At 62.3% G+C, this 14789-nt stretch carries 15 protein-coding genes and 1 tRNA gene; 5 read left to right on the top strand and 11 right to left on the bottom strand.

Going from position 1 to position 14789, the window contains the following annotated elements; all coding sequences use genetic code 11:
- Window positions 1–47 precede the first annotated feature (47 nt).
- From N1058_RS08780 to N1058_RS08795, 4 genes are all read left to right on the top strand, one after another.
- Window positions 48–1112, top strand: a complete 1065-nt coding sequence (locus tag N1058_RS08780; protein ID WP_265517122.1) for an ABC transporter ATP-binding protein — start codon at window positions 48–50, stop codon at window positions 1110–1112.
- 123 nt (window positions 1113–1235) lie between these two features.
- Window positions 1236–2552 (top strand): ABC transporter substrate-binding protein, encoded by a 1317-nt coding sequence (locus N1058_RS08785; RefSeq protein WP_265517123.1) that lies wholly within the window; start codon window positions 1236–1238, stop codon window positions 2550–2552.
- 103 nt (window positions 2553–2655) lie between these two features.
- On the top strand, window positions 2656–3588 hold the full coding sequence (locus N1058_RS08790) for a carbohydrate ABC transporter permease (protein WP_265517124.1): 933 nt from the start codon (window positions 2656–2658) through the stop codon (window positions 3586–3588).
- An 11-nt stretch (window positions 3589–3599) separates the two neighbouring features.
- Complete coding sequence (locus tag N1058_RS08795) at window positions 3600–4502, top strand: carbohydrate ABC transporter permease (RefSeq protein WP_265517125.1); 903 nt, start codon at window positions 3600–3602, stop codon at window positions 4500–4502.
- Window positions 4503–4635: 133 nt separating this feature from the next.
- Here the strand turns inward: N1058_RS08795 and N1058_RS08800 are convergent, their stop codons facing one another.
- From N1058_RS08800 to N1058_RS08835, 8 genes are all read right to left on the bottom strand, one after another.
- Window positions 4636–5556 (bottom strand): NAD(P)-dependent oxidoreductase, encoded by a 921-nt coding sequence (locus tag N1058_RS08800; RefSeq protein WP_265517126.1) that lies wholly within the window; start codon window positions 5554–5556, stop codon window positions 4636–4638.
- Window positions 5557–5577: 21 nt separating this feature from the next.
- Window positions 5578–6420, bottom strand: coding sequence for a fumarylacetoacetate hydrolase family protein (locus N1058_RS08805; protein ID WP_265517127.1), 843 nt, complete (start codon window positions 6418–6420; stop codon window positions 5578–5580).
- Between the two features lie 31 nt (window positions 6421–6451).
- Complete coding sequence (locus tag N1058_RS08810; protein WP_265517128.1) at window positions 6452–7186, bottom strand: SDR family NAD(P)-dependent oxidoreductase; 735 nt, start codon at window positions 7184–7186, stop codon at window positions 6452–6454.
- Window positions 7187–7366: 180 nt separating this feature from the next.
- Window positions 7367–8143 carry a GntR family transcriptional regulator gene (locus N1058_RS08815; RefSeq protein WP_265517129.1) on the bottom strand — a complete coding sequence of 259 codons (777 nt, stop codon included), beginning with the start codon at window positions 8141–8143 and terminating at the stop codon, window positions 7367–7369.
- A 41-nt stretch (window positions 8144–8184) separates the two neighbouring features.
- Entirely contained in the window at window positions 8185–9081 is an 897-nt protein-coding gene (locus N1058_RS08820) for an NAD(P)-dependent oxidoreductase (protein WP_265517130.1), read from the bottom strand.
- 76 nt (window positions 9082–9157) lie between these two features.
- Window positions 9158–10144: a D-erythronate dehydrogenase gene (gene denD / locus N1058_RS08825; RefSeq protein ID WP_265517131.1), complete on the bottom strand. Its 987-nt coding sequence runs from the start codon at window positions 10142–10144 to the stop codon at window positions 9158–9160.
- A 28-nt stretch (window positions 10145–10172) separates the two neighbouring features.
- Window positions 10173–11990 (bottom strand): IlvD/Edd family dehydratase, encoded by a 1818-nt coding sequence (locus N1058_RS08830; protein ID WP_265517132.1) that lies wholly within the window; start codon window positions 11988–11990, stop codon window positions 10173–10175.
- A gap of 422 nt (window positions 11991–12412) precedes the next feature.
- Window positions 12413–12489 (bottom strand) — tRNA-Ile (locus tag N1058_RS08835).
- 110 nt (window positions 12490–12599) lie between these two features.
- On the opposite strand from N1058_RS08835, the gene N1058_RS08840 reads away from it, so the two are divergent.
- A complete protein-coding gene (locus tag N1058_RS08840) occupies window positions 12600–13322 on the top strand; it encodes an SIMPL domain-containing protein (RefSeq protein ID WP_265517133.1) in 723 nt (240 codons plus the stop codon).
- A 75-nt stretch (window positions 13323–13397) separates the two neighbouring features.
- On the opposite strand, the gene N1058_RS08845 is transcribed toward N1058_RS08840, so the two are convergent.
- The 3 genes from N1058_RS08845 to N1058_RS08855 all read right to left on the bottom strand — a co-directional run bounded on the left by N1058_RS08845 (window position 13398) and on the right by N1058_RS08855 (window position 14772).
- Window positions 13398–13757, bottom strand: a complete 360-nt coding sequence (locus N1058_RS08845) for a hypothetical protein (protein ID WP_265517134.1) — start codon at window positions 13755–13757, stop codon at window positions 13398–13400.
- A gap of 125 nt (window positions 13758–13882) precedes the next feature.
- A complete protein-coding gene (locus tag N1058_RS08850) occupies window positions 13883–14296 on the bottom strand; it encodes a ketosteroid isomerase-related protein (protein WP_265517135.1) in 414 nt (137 codons plus the stop codon).
- A 23-nt stretch (window positions 14297–14319) separates the two neighbouring features.
- The gene (locus N1058_RS08855) at window positions 14320–14772 is read right to left on the bottom strand and encodes a YcgN family cysteine cluster protein (RefSeq protein ID WP_265517136.1); all 453 of its coding nucleotides are present in this window, start codon (window positions 14770–14772) and stop codon (window positions 14320–14322) included.
- Between the last annotated feature and the right edge of the window lie 17 nt (window positions 14773–14789).

Consider the following 14789-nt stretch of genomic DNA (forward strand, 5'->3'; position numbering starts at 1 on the left):
TGCAGCCAGTATGACGATAATGGATACATTAATCGGGAGGGGATTGAATGGCACCAGTGATGTTTCGGGATGTCCGCAAGTCGTTCGGACAGGTCGAAGTTCTGCATGGTGTCACGGTCGACATCGAGGAGGGACAGTTCGTCGTCCTCGTCGGCCCATCGGGCTGCGGCAAGTCCACGCTCCTGCGCATGCTGGCGGGTCTCGAGCACATTACTTCCGGCGATATCCTGATCGGCGACAGGGTGGTGAACAAGCTGCCGCCCAAGGATCGCGACATCGCGATGGTTTTCCAGAATTACGCGCTCTATCCGCATATCACCGTAGCGGAGAACATGGGGTTCTCGCTCAAGCTGAAGGGAGCGCCGCGCAGCGAGATCGAGGCGAAGGTGCGGCCGGCGGCAGAGATACTCGGCCTTACCCAACTACTCGGCCGCTATCCGCGCCAGCTTTCCGGCGGGCAAAGGCAGCGCGTGGCGATGGGGCGCGCGATCGTGCGCGATCCGCAGGTATTTCTCTTCGATGAGCCGTTGTCGAACCTCGACGCCAAGCTTCGCGTTTCGATGCGCTCCGAGATCAAGAACCTGCACCAGAGGCTCAAGACGACGACGGTCTATGTGACGCACGACCAGATCGAGGCGATGACGATGGCTGACAAGATCGTCGTCATGCATGACGGCATTGTTGAACAGGTGGGGGCGCCGCTGGATCTTTACGACCGCCCCAACAATCTGTTCGTCGCCGGCTTCATAGGTTCGCCCGCCATGAACATGGTGACCGGCAAGCTCGACCCGGACAATCGGGCCTATTTTGTCAGCGGAGACGGGCAGCGGCTGAAGGTGGACAATCCGGGTGATGCGCAGGCCGGGCAGGAACTGATCTGCGGCATCCGGCCCGAGGCGATCCATCTGGGCGGCGAGGTCGGGCTGAAAGTGAAAGTGGTGGAGCCGACGGGCTCTGAGACGCATGTCATTGCCGACCTCGACGATACGGAGGTGACGTGTGTTTTCCGGGAGCGCATTTCCGCCGGTCCCGGCGAGGAAATCAAGGTGACGGTCGACCCGACTGCCCTGCATCTGTTCGATGCCAATGGCGGGCGACGGGTTTCTGCCTGAACGGGTTTTGGCGCGCTCTCGGGAGGACGTGCCAGATGAGGGTACCTTGTGTGCCCAAATGGTGGAAGTGAACCACTGATCGCGCCCTTTAAAGGGGAGCGGATTTGAGGAGGATAAGTGTCAATGACAATCAACCGTAGAAAGTTCCTTGCCGGGACGGCGGGCGTGGCCGCCGGCGGCATTCTGGCGGGCTCGCTGAGCCCGCGCCATGCGCTTGCCCAGGCTTCGGCAGCGACGTTCACGCCGGAAGAGGGGGCCTCGCTGCGCCTTCTGCGCTGGGTGCCGTTTGTGAAGGGCGAAGAGGAAGCCTGGAACGCCAATACGAAGGCCTTTACTGAAGCGACCGGCGTTGAAGTGCGCATCGACCAGGAGAGTTGGGAGGACGTACGTCCGAAAGCAGCCGTCGCCGCCAATGTCGGCTCCGGGCCGGATATGGTGATGAGCTGGTTCGACGATCCGTTCCAGTATCCCGACAAGCTGGTGGACGTGACGGATCTGGCCACAGCGCTGGGTGAACAATATGGCGGCTGGTACGAAGGTGTGGAAGGTTATGCCAAGCAGGGCGATACTTTCATCGCCGTGCCGCTCTGTGCCATCGGCAACGCGGTGTGCTATCGCGACAGCCATGTGAAAGCAGCTGGCTTCAGCGCGTTTCCGGAAGATACGGCCGGCTTCCTGGAACTCTGCAAAGCCATGAAGGCCAACGGCACGCCAGCCGGTTTCCCGCATGGCAAGGCCGTGGGCGACGGCAACAACTACGCCCACTGGCTGTTGTGGAGCCATGGCGGCATGACCGTCGACGAGAGTGGTAACCCGGCGATCAACAGCCCCGAGGCAAGGGCGGCGATCGAATATGCCAAGGCGCTCTACGCGACTTTCATTCCGGGTACGGAAAGCTGGCTCGACATCAACAATAACCGCGCCTTCCTCGCCGGCCAGGTTTCCCTTACCGCGAATGGCGTGTCGCTTTACTACGCCGCGGTCAACGACCAGGCGCTGCAGGAGATCGCGGAAGATCTGCGTACCACCAACTTTCCTGTCGGGCCGGTCGGCTCGTCGGTGGAGCTGCACCAGACGTCGACGATCTCGATCTTCAACCACTGCCAGTATCCACAGGCGGCCAAGGCCTATCTGAATTTCATGTATCAGGCCGAGCAGATGAACAAGTGGATCGAGGGGGCGAGCGCCTATTGCTGCCAGCCGCTCAGGGCCTTCGAGGACAACCCCGTGTGGACGTCCAACCCGATCCACGCGCCCTATGCCAAGGCTTCCGAGACGCTTCGGCCCAACGGCTATGCAGGACCGCTTGGGCCCGCATCGGCCGGTGTCATGGCGGACTACGTCCTCGTCGACATGTTCGCCGAGGCGGTGACCGGCCAGCGTTCGACGGAGGAAGCCATCGCCAACGCGGAGCGGCGCATCGCCCGATACTACCGCTAAGGCAAGACGGCATTATTGGCGGGCGGGCGCGATCATCCGCGTTCGCCCGCTTCCTGCGCCGGCAGACGCGGCGGCAATACGGATAGACGAAAGGCAGGATTTCATGGCGGGTGCAGCGCCCACGAGGCTATCGTCGATTTACGGATGGTTGCTGGAAAGCAAGAACGGGCTCGGGCTCTTGTTCATGCTTCCGGCAGCCGCGTTTCTGCTGTGCTTTCTTACCTATCCGCTGGGGCTTGGCGTGTGGCTCGGCTTCACCGATACGAAGATCGGCCGGTCGGGCATCTTCATCGGCCTTGAAAACTATGAGTGGCTTTTCGACGACCCGATCTTCTGGCTGTCGGTGTACAACACGCTGCTATACACCACCGTTGCCTCGGTCCTGAAGTTCGGGCTGGGACTGTGGCTGGCGCTGATCCTCAATCAGCATCTGCCGTTCAAGAACCTCTTTCGGGCGATCATCCTCTTGCCGTGGGTGGTGCCGACGGTGCTTTCGGCGCTCGCCTTCTGGTGGATCTACGATTCGCAATTCTCGATCATTTCCTACGTGCTCATGAATCTCGGACTGATCAGCGAGCCGATCAACTTCCTGGGCGATCCCACCAATGCGCGCGCCTCGGTGATCGCCGCCAATGTGTGGCGCGGCATTCCTTTCGTCGCGATTTCGCTGCTGGCCGGGCTGCAGACGATTCCGCAATCGCTGAATGAGGCGGCGGCGCTGGACGGGGCAACACCGTGGCAGCGCTTCACCAAGATAACCCTGCCGCTGCTTTCGCCCATCATCGCGGTGGTGATGACGTTTTCGGTGCTGTTCACCTTCACCGATTTCCAGCTCATCTATGTGCTGACGCGCGGCGGGCCGGTGAACGCCACGCATCTGATGGCCACCCTTTCCTTCCAGCGCGCCATTCCCGGCGGCCAGTTGGGTGAGGGGGCGGCGATCGCCGTGGCGATGATCCCGTTCCTGCTGGCCGCCATCCTGTTCTCGTTCTTCGGGCTGCAGCGGCGCAAATGGCAGCAGGGCGCGAGCGATTGAGGAGAATGACGATGAGCCGACAGACAATCTCCTCCGATCCTATAGCCGTGAATGATGATGTGACGGGCCTGGACCAGTTCAGCACGCTGACGCGGCGGATCCTGGTCGTCTACCTGCCGCTGGCGGTGTTCGTCTTCGTATTGCTGTTTCCTTTTTACTGGATGGCGATCACGGCGGTAAAACCGGATCACCAGCTCAGCAACTACAAGGAGTACAGCCCGTTCTGGGTCGTGGAGCCGACACTGGCGCACATCAAATACCTATTGTTCGAGACGTCCTATCCGGGCTGGCTGTGGAATACGATGCTGGTTTCGGTCGCCTCGACCTTCATCTCGCTACTTGCCTCGGTCTTCGCTGCCTATGCCATCGAGCGGGTGCGGTTCACCGGTGCGCGGGTGACGGGACTGCTGATCTTCCTGGCCTATCTGGTGCCGCCGTCGATCCTGTTCATCCCGCTGGCATTCATCGTCTTCAATGTCGGCATCTTCGATAGCCGGTTGGCGCTGATCCTGACCTATCCGACCTTTCTCATCCCGTTCTGCACATGGCTCCTGATGGGCTATTTCCGCACCATTCCGTTCGAGCTCGAGGAAAGCGCGCTCGTGGACGGGGCCACACGATGGCAGATCCTGACCAAGGTCATCCTGCCGCTGGCCGTGCCTGGGCTGATCTCCGCCGGCATCTTCGCCTTCACGCTGTCATGGAACGAATTCATCTACGCGCTGACCTTCATCTCCTCGTCGGAGAACAAGACCGTTCCGGTGGGTGTTCTCACGGAACTGGTGCGCGGCGACATTTACGAGTGGGGCGCGCTGATGTCCGGCGCGCTGCTGGGTTCGCTGCCCGTGGTCATCCTCTACTCGTTCTTCGTCGACTATTACGTCTCGTCGATGACGGGGGCGGTGAAGGAGTAGACGAAGGAGCAAGAAGGCGGACGCCAACGCGCCTTTAGATCAAGATGGCTTTTCGTTGAATCGCCATCTTGATCGATCGCCTTGTTGGGATGAATTTTTCCGCAAAACCGGCATCCGCTTTTGGGACCGTGCTCTAATCGCGCGCTGGCTCCTGTGTCTCCTTCGTGCCCAGGCGCTTGCCGTCGTTGATCGCCTCCAGCCACAAAAGATAGGCAGAGTGGTCGTGGCGGCTCATGCGCATGTCGCCGGCGAGGGCGTGGAAGGCGTCACGGGTCTGCTCGGTCAGCGGCAGGCGTAGGCCTGCCTGGCGGGCGACTTCCAACGCGTTCTCGATATCCTTCAACTGAAGTGCGAGAGGGCCGCCGGGGATGAAATTGCGTTCGATCATGCGCTCGCCGTGGAGCTCCAGAATACGCGACGTGGCGAAACCGCCCATCAGCGCCTCGCGAAGGGCGGCCGGATCGCACCCGCCCTCCTGAGCCAGAAGCATGGCCTCCGACACCGCGCCGATGGTGACGGCGACGATCACCTGATTGGCGAGCTTGGCGACCTGTCCCGCACCGTGGACGCCGACATGAGTAGCGCGGCCCATGGCGGAAAACAGGGCGCGGGTATCCTCGAAATCCTCCGGGCTGCCGCCGGCCATGATCGCGAGGGTGGCTTCGGTGGCGCCTTTCTCGCCGCCGGAGACCGGCGCATCCATGTGGCGCCGCCCCGCCTCGGCGATTGCCGCCGCGTGGTCGCGAGCGACGGCGGGCTGGATCGACGACATGTCCACGAACAGCACACCGGCAGGCGCGGCCTCGACCACGCCGTTCTGGCCGAAATAGATTTCGGTCACGACCGGGGAGTTGTCGACCATCGTGATGACGGCGTCGGCATTGTGGACCGATTCCCGCGGATCGTCGGCAACCGTGGCAACATCGGCCAGCGCTTCGGCCTTGGCCCGCGTGCGGTTCCAGACGGTGACGTTGAAACCGGCGCGGGCGATGTTGCGCGCCATGGGGGCGCCCATGATGCCGGTGCCGATAAGGGTTACGTTCCTGATGGTCACCACTGTTCCTCCCGGCGGCTTCTACGCCGCGACCACGGTCTGTCTCTGCTGGCCCAGGCCGGCGATGGACAGGGTCATCACGTCGCCGGGCTTCAGATATTGCGGCGGCTTCATGCCCATGCCGACGCCTGGAGGCGTGCCGGTGGATATGACGTCGCCCGGCATCAGCGTCATGAACTGGGAGAGGTAGGAGACGACATGGGGCACGTTGAAGATCAGCGTATCGGTGTTGCCGGTCTGGCGGCGCTCGCCGTTCACGTCCAGCCACATATCCAGCTTGTGCGGGTCGGCAATTTCGTTTCGGGTAACGAGCCATGGGCCGAGCGGGCCGAATGTGTCGTGGCTCTTGCCCTTCGTCCACTGGCCCTGGCGCTTGGCCTGGAAATCGCGTTCGGACACGTCGTTCATGATGGCAAAGCCGGCGACATGATCCATCGCGTCGGCCTCGGAAACATATTTGGCCCTGGTGCCGATGATGACGGCGAGTTCGACTTCCCAGTCGAGCGCCTCGGAGCCGCGCGGCATCTCTACATCGTCATTGGGGCCGCACAGCGCGTTGAGCGCCTTGGCGAAGATGATCGGCTCGGGGGGCGGCACGGCGCCCGTTTCGGCGGCGTGGTCGGAGTAGTTGAGGCCGATGCATATGATCTTCTGCAGGCCTGCCACGCACGGGCCGAGGCGGGAATTGCCGTCGACCACGGGCAGGCTGTCGGGCGCTATGGCGCGGAGGCGCTCGAGGCCCTCGGGCGAGATCGCCGCGCCACCGATGTCGTCGACCATGCCGGAAAGATCGCGGATCGTGCCGTCATCGGCCATCAGGCCGGGCTTCTCGCTGCCCGCGGGTCCATAACGCAAAAGCTTCATATCGTCAGTCCTTATCGTGTGCTGGTGAATATCAGTAGACGGCGCGGCCACCGGATATGTCGAAGACGGCTCCCGTGGAGAACGAACACTCCTCCGAGGCGAGCCAGGAGATCATGGCTGCCACCTCGGCCGGCTCCAGAAACCGTTCGAGCGGTATCTTGGCGAGCATGTAGTCGATGTGCTCCTGGCTCATCTGGTCGAAGATCGGGGTGCGCGCGGCGGCCGGCGTGATGCAGTTGACGATGACGCCGGTCTTGGCCAATTCCTTGCCAAGCGATTTTGTCAGGCCGATCAGCCCGGCCTTGGAAGCCGAATAATGCGAGGCGTTGGGGTTGCCTTCCTTGCCGGCGATGGAGGCGACATTGACGATGCGGCCATAGCCCCGCTCGATCATGCCGGGCACCAGCGCGCGGCTGGTGAGGTAGGGGGCGACAAGGTTGACCTCAAGCGTGTGGCGCCAGATATCGGGGGCAAGCTCCCAGGTCTTGCCGTTGCCGCCGGTGATGCCGGCATTGTTGACCAGAATGTCGATCGATCCGGCTTCACGCGCCGCAGCTTCGATGGCGTGCTCGTCGGTGAGTTCCACGATCTGACCGATGGCGCGGCCTTGCAAACGGTCTAGAGCGGTCTGGAGATTGTCGGCGTCGACATCCCAGATGACGACTTGTGCCCCGCTGTCCAGGAAGCGCTCGGCGGTCGCCAGGCCGATGCCGCGCGCGCCGCCGGTTACAACTGCCCGGCGTCCGCCAAGATCGATGCGGTTCATATGGATATGCCTCCCGAGAGCATTTTGCAGTCAGGTGGAATCACCTGACGTCCGCATGAATGCGAAAATAGGTAGAGCGTCCCTTGTGCGTCCGGAAGGACGCACGGCGCTCTGAATTGTTTCGCACGATGGCTGTTCACGATCAACGTATACATTCCCGCGTCTTCAACCGGCCGGCTCTCAGCCGATCAGGGAACCGGCGCCCGGGTGGCGCAACAGGGACAGCACCATGATATCGGCCCGGTCGCGATGCTGCTGGTGCAGGCGGGTGGCGGCAGCTTCGTCCCGGTCGCGAATGGCTTTCAGGATGGCGCGGTGCTCCTCATCCGACTGTACGGGCAGGGGGCGTAAATGGACGACGGCCACCCGTGCGCGGTATTGCTGGTCCCAAAGCTGGCGCAGCATGCTCTGCAGGCGCGGATTGCCGCACAGCGCGACGATTTCGGAATGAAAGGCGTCGTCGAGATGGGACCAGTGGGCGATGTCCTTCTTGCTGGTCGCCTTTTCCATCTGGGCGAGGATGCCGTCCAGCTTCGCATAATCGGCGTCGCTAAGCCCTCGGCGAGCGGCCAACTGCGCCGCCTTTACCTCAAGAGTCGAGAACACCTGGTAGATCTGTTCCAGTTCCTCGATGGAAAGCGCCTTGACGGTGATGCCGTGGCGCGGACGCACCTCGACCAGCCCTTCTTCCTCCAGCCGGATAAGCGCCTCGCGGACAGGCGTCCGGCTGAGCGACAGCAAGCTTGCCACCTCGGTCTCTAGCAGGGTGGTTCCCGGCGGCAGACGGCCTTCCAGAATGCGAAACTTCAGCTCGTGGTAGGCTCGGTCGCGGGCCGGCATGCCGGAAACGCCCTGCAGGGTGGGGCGCGGCCGAGAGACGAGCGCCCTATCGGCGCCCCTGGCCTTGGAGCCCTGCCTGGCGGTCGTTTCGATGACTTGTTTTTCTTCGTCCTGCACTGTTCCACCTGGTCTGTGCGCCGGAATCACTGAGAATTATATCAGCCCTTCGAAGCCTTGATGCCGTTGAGCTCGGCAATGACGTCCGCGATCATGGGTACGTAGTCGTCGCCGCGGCCGATCGCTTCGGCGGTCGCGTATCCGTTTTTGATGCTGGACGAGACATGGGAAGCGATGCCGCTTTCATTGGCGAGAGACACGACGTAGCGCATGTCTTTGTGCGCGTTGCGCAGAGCAAATTTGTGGGCATCCCGGTCCCCGCCGACCACATATTTGAAGAATGTCTGGAAGAAGCCGCAGTCCATACGCCCGCCGGAAATGACGCTTTCGAACGTGGCGGCATCGATACCGTTCTTTGCGCCGATGGCCAGCGCCTCGGCATAGATCGCTCCATAGCCCATGGACACGAAATTGTTGAGCAGCTTCATCGTGTGGCCGGCCCCGCATTCGCCGACCCGGACAATCTTGCCCGCAAAGGTCTCCAGCAACGGTCTGACCTCGGCGAACACCTCCTCGCTCGCGCCGGCCATCACGTCCAGGGTGCCTTCCCAGGCTTCCTTGGGGGTGCGCGACAGGGGGGCATCGACCATGGTGATGCCGGCCTTCGCGCAACGCTCTGCAAGCATGCGGGTTGAGACCGGATTGCTGGTGCTCGTATCGATGATGAACTTGACGTCACCCTTGGCGGCGATGATGTCGGCCACTGTCGCCTCGACTTGAGGACTGCCGGGCAGGCAGAGGAAGACGATGTCGGATGCAAGTGCCAATTCGCCGACGTCCGACGCTTCGGTTGCGCCGCGCTTGACGAGATCGTCGACCGGTTCGCGGTTGCGATGGCCGAGCACGGTGAGCTTGTGTCCGGCTTCCAGTATGTTCTTGGCCATGCCGTGGCCCATGAGGCCCACGCCGATAAAGCCCACGCATTGCTGTTCAGCCATTTGGTTTCCTCCACCTCATTGTTGGAGCCTGATTCCGAATACCGGCATCCGTTTTTCGGGCATCATGCCTCGTATCTCAGCCGAACGCGACCTTGCGCGCTTCCTCGTCGGCGATGTGAGCGCGGATGATGGAATCGAAATCCGCGTCGGCCTTGAAACCTGCTTGCTCGGCACGCTTGGCATCGAAATCGCGCGGCCATCCGTCGACGATCCTGACGATCGCCTCGTCCGGCTCTCGCCGGATCAGGGCGGCGGTCTCCTCGCCGGCTACCCGCTTCAGCGCCTCGATCATTTCGCCGACGGTGATCGACAGGCCGGGCATGGTCAGCGAGCGCCGTGCACCGAGGGTCGCCGAATCCATCGTGGCGGCGTGGAGCAGAAAACCGACGGCCGCTGCTGGGCTAGCCACCCAGTGTCGCACGTCCTCCGAGACCGGGAGTATTGCTTCCTGGCCGGCCAGCGGTTCGCGGACGATGCCGGAGAAGAACCCGGAGGCCGCCTTGTTGGGCCTGCCCGGCCGCACCACGATGGTGGGCAGGCGGATGCCGACGCCATCGATGAAGCCCTTGCGTGTGTAGTCGGCCAGCAGCAGTTCGCCGACGGCCTTTTGCGTGCCGTAGCTGGTGAGCGGCGTGTGGAAAAAATCGTCATCGATCTTTCCCGGGAATGGCGCGCCGAAGACGGCGATGGACGAGGTGAAGACGAGCCGTGGGCAATAGCCTTCGCCTTCATGACGGACGGCTTCCAGAAGATGGTGCGTGCCGTCCATATTGATCGCGTAGCCCTTGTCGAATTCGACCTCGGCTTCGCCTGAGACAATGGCGGCAAGGTGAAAGATAACGTCGGGCCGGTGCCTGATCAGGCGCGTGACCACCGCCGCGTCGGCGATGTCGCCCGCTTCCGATACGATTTGCGGGCCGCCCGATGCGCCGTAGGACGGCTCGATCACGTCGAAGGCGTGGATCGTATCGATCTTGCGGCCTCCGAGGCTGCCCTCGCCCATCAGCTTTTCGGCCAGTTTTCGGCCGACCATACCGGCGGCTCCGATAATCAGGATGCGCATTGCAGCCTATCCTCCCCGTCGTGGTTTGTCAGTGGTTGTCGCGCGGGATGCGCGGCATGTCGCCGTTTTCGCCGCCTTGGGCGAGCTTGCGATATTTGACCGCAGGCTCCAGCACCATTCCCGCATCGAGCTGGGCGACGATGCCGCGCTGAATCTCCTGCCACGGCGTCTGGTGTGCCGGATAGGCGTAGCCGCCTTCAGCCTCCAGCCGCTTTCGCCGGGTTTCCAGTTCCTCGTCGGAAATCATCATGTCGGCCCGGCAGTTCTTCAGGTCTATCCGTACGCGGTCGCCGGTCTCCAGCAGTGCCAGACCGCCGCCGGCTGCGGCCTCGGGCGAGGCGTTGAGGATGGAGGGCGAGCCGGAGGTGCCGGACTGGCGGCCATCGCCGATACAGGCCAGAGAATGGATACCGCGCTTGAGCAGATAATCCGGCGCCCGCATGTTCACCACTTCCGCCGCGCCAGGATAGCCTATGGGACCGGCGCCGCGCATGAAGAGGATGCAGTGCTCGTCGATGTCGAGCACGGGATCGTCGATGCGCGCATGATAGTCTTCCGGTCCGTCGAAAACGATCGCCCGGCCCTCGAAGGCCATGGGATCGTCGGGATTGGACAAATAGCGCTTGCGGAACTCCTCCTCGATGACGGAGAGCTTCATGATCGCCGAGTTGAACAAATTGCCTTTGAGCACGCGGAAGCCGGCGTCAGGTTTGAGCGGCTTGTCGTAGGGGAGGATGACCCGGTCGTCCTCGATTGCCGCATTCCGGCAATTCTCGCCGATTGTGCGGCCATTGACCGTGAGCGCATCCTCGTTGATCAGGCCCTGTCCCATGAGTTGGTTGACGACAGCGGGGACGCCGCCGGCATGATAGTAGTCTTCGCCCAGATATTCGCCGGCCGGCTGGAGATTGACCAGTAGCGGGACCTTTTCTCCGTAGGTCTGCCAGTCATCGATGTCGAGGTCGACGCCCAGATGGCGGGCGATGCCATTGAGGTGGATCGGCGCATTGGTGGAGCCGCCGATGGCGGAATTGACGCGGATGGCATTGATGAAGGCGTCGCGCGTCATGATGTCGGTGGGCTTGAGGTCCTCATGCACCATGTCGACGATGCGCAGGCCGGTACGGTACGCCATCTCCTGACGGTCGCGATAGGGCGCAGGAATGGCGGCGGAACCGGGAAGCTGCATGCCGAGCGCCTCGGCCAATGAGTTCATCGTGGTTGCGGTGCCCATCGTGTTGCAATAGCCGGTGGAGGGGGCGGACGAGGCAACCAGCTTGACGAAGCCTTCATAGTCGATCTCGCCGGCGGCCATCAGTTCGCGTGCCTTCCAGACGATGGTGCCGGAACCGGTGCGCTGGCCGCGGAACCAGCCGTTGAGCATGGGCCCTACAGACAACGCTATGGCCGGAATATTGACAGTAGCGGCGGCCATGAGCAGGGCCGGGGTGGTCTTGTCGCAGCCGATGGTAAGCACCACGCCGTCGAGCGGGTAGCCGTAGAGCACTTCGACAAGGCTGAGATAGGCCAGGTTGCGGTCGAGCGAGGCGGTGGGCCGCTTGCCGGTTTCCTGTATCGGGTGCACGGGGAATTCGATGGCAATGCCGCCCGCTTCGCGGATGCCCTCGCGCACGCGCTTGGCCAATTCGATGTGATGCCGGTTGCAAGGCGACAGGTCCGAGCCGGTCTGGGCGATGCCGATGATGGGCTTTCCCGATTGCAGTTCCTGCTGCGACAGGCCAAAATTCAGGTAACGCTCCAGATAGAGCGCGGTCATGTCCGGGTTGCCCGCATTATCGAACCAGGCCTGCGAACGCAGAACGGGCTTGCCTTTTTCCTTGCTCATGTCATCTCCGACTGCTTGGTATGCTCCTCAACGTATACAGAAAAAAAGCACAGGGAAAGGGATGCACAGGCGATCATGAGACTTTCAATGTGAAGAATGCGGTAAGCCCATGCTTTCCATGGACGAATTCTCCATACTCGGAGGCATGTCATCGCGCTTGAGACTGCAATGCCGGCCGAATTCATAGCCCGCAAGGTTCCTTTATGGATACGTTATGTCGAAGGCCTTGGCGACTGACCTGTCTTGGGTGGGAACGGGGTCGGGATTGGCCGATAGCGGCCGGACACAGCACGGAGGGAAGACGATAGCGGAATCGTACCGGATTGACGCTGCGCGCCCGGTAGGCGCAGCTTGCGCCGAACGCGAAGCGCAGCTAGCCTTGATGGCTAACCACCATATAACCAATTGATATTAAAGGTTTCTGGTGGGCCCGGAGGGACTCGAACCCCCAACCAAGCGGTTATGAGCCGCCGGCTCTAACCAATTGAGCTACAGGCCCGGTGCGGCATGGATTAGTGATTTTTTTGCCCATGCACAAGCGGGATGCGCCGCAATCCATTCATAATCGCGCTCTATCCATAATTTGCTGAAACAACCAAGGAGATTTCCATGACGCGTCCCTTTCTGCCGATAGCGTTGGCGGCTTCGATGGTCGCCGTGCCTCAGGCTTTTGGGCAAGACCAGGCCTCGCAGCCCAGGATTGTAGTGACGGGCGAGGGCGAGGCGCGGCTGAGCCCGGATATGGCGCTCGTCACGCTGGCCGTCACGCGTGAGGCCGAGACGGCCCGCGCGGCGATGGACAACAACAATTCGGCCATAGCGGCCGTGATCGCCGCCCTCAAGGAAGAAGGCATCGAGGCGCGCGACCTGCAGACCAGTGGGCTTTCGATCCAGCCGCAATATGTTTACCCCAACGAGCGCAATGACGAAGAGAAGCCGCGCATCGTCGGCTACCAGGTCACCAATCAGTTGACTGTGCGCATTCGCGACATGGACAAGGTGGGTGCCATACTCGACCGCTCGGTCTCGCTGGGCGTCAACCAGGGCGGGCACATCACTTTCACCAATGACGACCCGACAGAAGCGCTGAGCGAGGCGCGCAAGCTGGCCGTCGAGGACGCCATGGCGAAGGCCAGGACGCTGGCCGAAGCCGCCGGTGTGAACCTTGGCAAGGTAGTCGAGCTTTCGGAACGCACCGCCAGCCCGCCGCCGATGCCCATGGCCGGAAAGATGATGCGCATGGAGATGGCTGCCGATGCGGCTGTACCCGTCGAAGCCGGTGAAAACAGCTATACCGTTCAGGTAAGTGTGACCTTCGGCATCGATCAGTAGGTTTCCCCACGTTCAAATCGAAAAAGGCCGCCGGAGCAATCCGGCGGCCTTTTTCGGGGTGGGGAGGCCGTAGCGCTATCGTATGCGGATCACCGGGCAATGCGGCGCGCGCGCGAAGACGACGCTTACGCGGTCGCGATGCTGGCGCCCGGTTACGCGGATGGCGCGGTGGTTGACGCGGGTGATGCGGGCATGCCGGAGGCCCATGCGCTCGGCCTTGTGCAGGGCGCGGCGCGGCGTGCAGCTCGCCTCACGGTAGTGCGGGCGGCGCGGGCGATAGTCGCGATCGCGCTCGCCCATATGGATGCCGGCCCGCCCGTTGCCCTGGCCGAAGCTGAAATAGATGCCGTCCGCCTTGGCGGCGGTGGGCGCGGCGGCGAATGCGCCGAGACTGAGGAAAGCGGAAAGAGCGGCAATCTGGATCTTGCGGAACATGTCGGATCTCCTCATCGGTGTGAATGTTGAGGAGACATTGCCGGAGCGCCCCTGAACGCCGTACGAACCGACCGTTCATTCGCTGTTCATGGCAACTGTTCAGGCGGGTATAGAAGACCGGCCTTTCAGGCCTTCGCGATTTGCCTCTTCCAGTTTTCCAGGCTGCGGTAGGCGGTGACGCGGGAAATCAGGCCGTCATCGATCTCGAAGAAGATGCCACCGGGCAGCGTGTAGCTCTGGCCCGATGCCTCGGGAAGGCCCTCGGCGGTCGTCAGGTAGGTTCCGCGCACCGTGTATTCGGCAGCGGCCCGCACTCCGCCGGGTGCCGTCATCACGGCAATGTCCGACAGGGTCTCGCGGTAGTGGCGGGACATGAGGCCCAGAAACCAGCGGAACTTCTCCTTGCCGATTTCGCGGCCACCTTCGTTGATGTCGTGAACGACGTCCTCCGATAGCAGCGAGAGCATGTGCTCGTGATCGCCGGCATTGAAGGCTGCGAGGTAGTTTTCGACGAGGTCGCGGGTTTCGGTTTCGCTCATGTTCGTCTCCGTCCTTGGTCGGACTACGGTTCTTCTTCCAGCATGTATTGCAGGTAATCTTCCGGCTCACCGAGATCGCTTTCGCTGGCCTTCACCCGTCCCTTTATGGAGATGCCAGCTTCGTGGACCGTTTCCTTGCTGCCGGATACCAGCGGGTGCCACCAGTAGAGATCCTCGCCATTGGCCAGGAGCCGGTAGGCGCAGGTGGCGGGAAGCCAGGCGATGGTGCGCACGTTCTGTGGGGTGAGGCGCACGCAATCGGACACGGTGGCGAAGCGGTTTTTATAGTCGGAACAACGGCATGTGCCGGCGTCGAACAGGCGGCAGGCGACGCTTGTCCAGTGGATTTCCCCGGTGTCCTCGTCCTCGAGCTTGGCCAGGCAGCATTTGCCGCAGCCATCGCAAAGCGATTCCCACTCGCGCGGCGTCATCTCCTCCAGGCTCTTGGTCTTCCAGAATGGATCCATGGCAGGCATGTCGCGCGGCCAGAGCC

Origin of the sequence: Nitratireductor luteus (genome assembly GCF_026162365.1) — a bacterium.
Lineage (GTDB): Bacteria > Pseudomonadota > Alphaproteobacteria > Rhizobiales > Rhizobiaceae > Chelativorans > Chelativorans luteus.

Bases quoted from the DNA above. Each gene is read 5' to 3' on its own strand.
- N1058_RS08780 (WP_265517122.1), top strand. From the start codon at position 48: ATGGCACCAGTGATGTTTCGGGATGTCCGCAAGTCGTTCGGACAGGTC.
- N1058_RS08785 (WP_265517123.1), top strand. From the start codon at position 1,236: ATGACAATCAACCGTAGAAAGTTCCTTGCCGGGACGGCGGGCGTGGCC.
- N1058_RS08790 (WP_265517124.1), top strand. From the start codon at position 2,656: ATGGCGGGTGCAGCGCCCACGAGGCTATCGTCGATTTACGGATGGTTG.
- N1058_RS08795 (WP_265517125.1), top strand. From the start codon at position 3,600: ATGAGCCGACAGACAATCTCCTCCGATCCTATAGCCGTGAATGATGAT.
- N1058_RS08805 (WP_265517127.1), bottom strand. From the start codon at position 6,420: ATGAAGCTTTTGCGTTATGGACCCGCGGGCAGCGAGAAGCCCGGCCTG.
- N1058_RS08810 (WP_265517128.1), bottom strand. From the start codon at position 7,186: ATGAACCGCATCGATCTTGGCGGACGCCGGGCAGTTGTAACCGGCGGC.
- N1058_RS08820 (WP_265517130.1), bottom strand. From the start codon at position 9,081: ATGGCTGAACAGCAATGCGTGGGCTTTATCGGCGTGGGCCTCATGGGC.
- denD (WP_265517131.1), bottom strand. From the start codon at position 10,144: ATGCGCATCCTGATTATCGGAGCCGCCGGTATGGTCGGCCGAAAACTG.
- N1058_RS08830 (WP_265517132.1), bottom strand. From the start codon at position 11,990: ATGAGCAAGGAAAAAGGCAAGCCCGTTCTGCGTTCGCAGGCCTGGTTC.
- N1058_RS08840 (WP_265517133.1), top strand. From the start codon at position 12,600: ATGACGCGTCCCTTTCTGCCGATAGCGTTGGCGGCTTCGATGGTCGCC.
- N1058_RS08845 (WP_265517134.1), bottom strand. From the start codon at position 13,757: ATGTTCCGCAAGATCCAGATTGCCGCTCTTTCCGCTTTCCTCAGTCTC.
- N1058_RS08850 (WP_265517135.1), bottom strand. From the start codon at position 14,296: ATGAGCGAAACCGAAACCCGCGACCTCGTCGAAAACTACCTCGCAGCC.
- N1058_RS08855 (WP_265517136.1), bottom strand. From the start codon at position 14,772: ATGCCTGCCATGGATCCATTCTGGAAGACCAAGAGCCTGGAGGAGATG.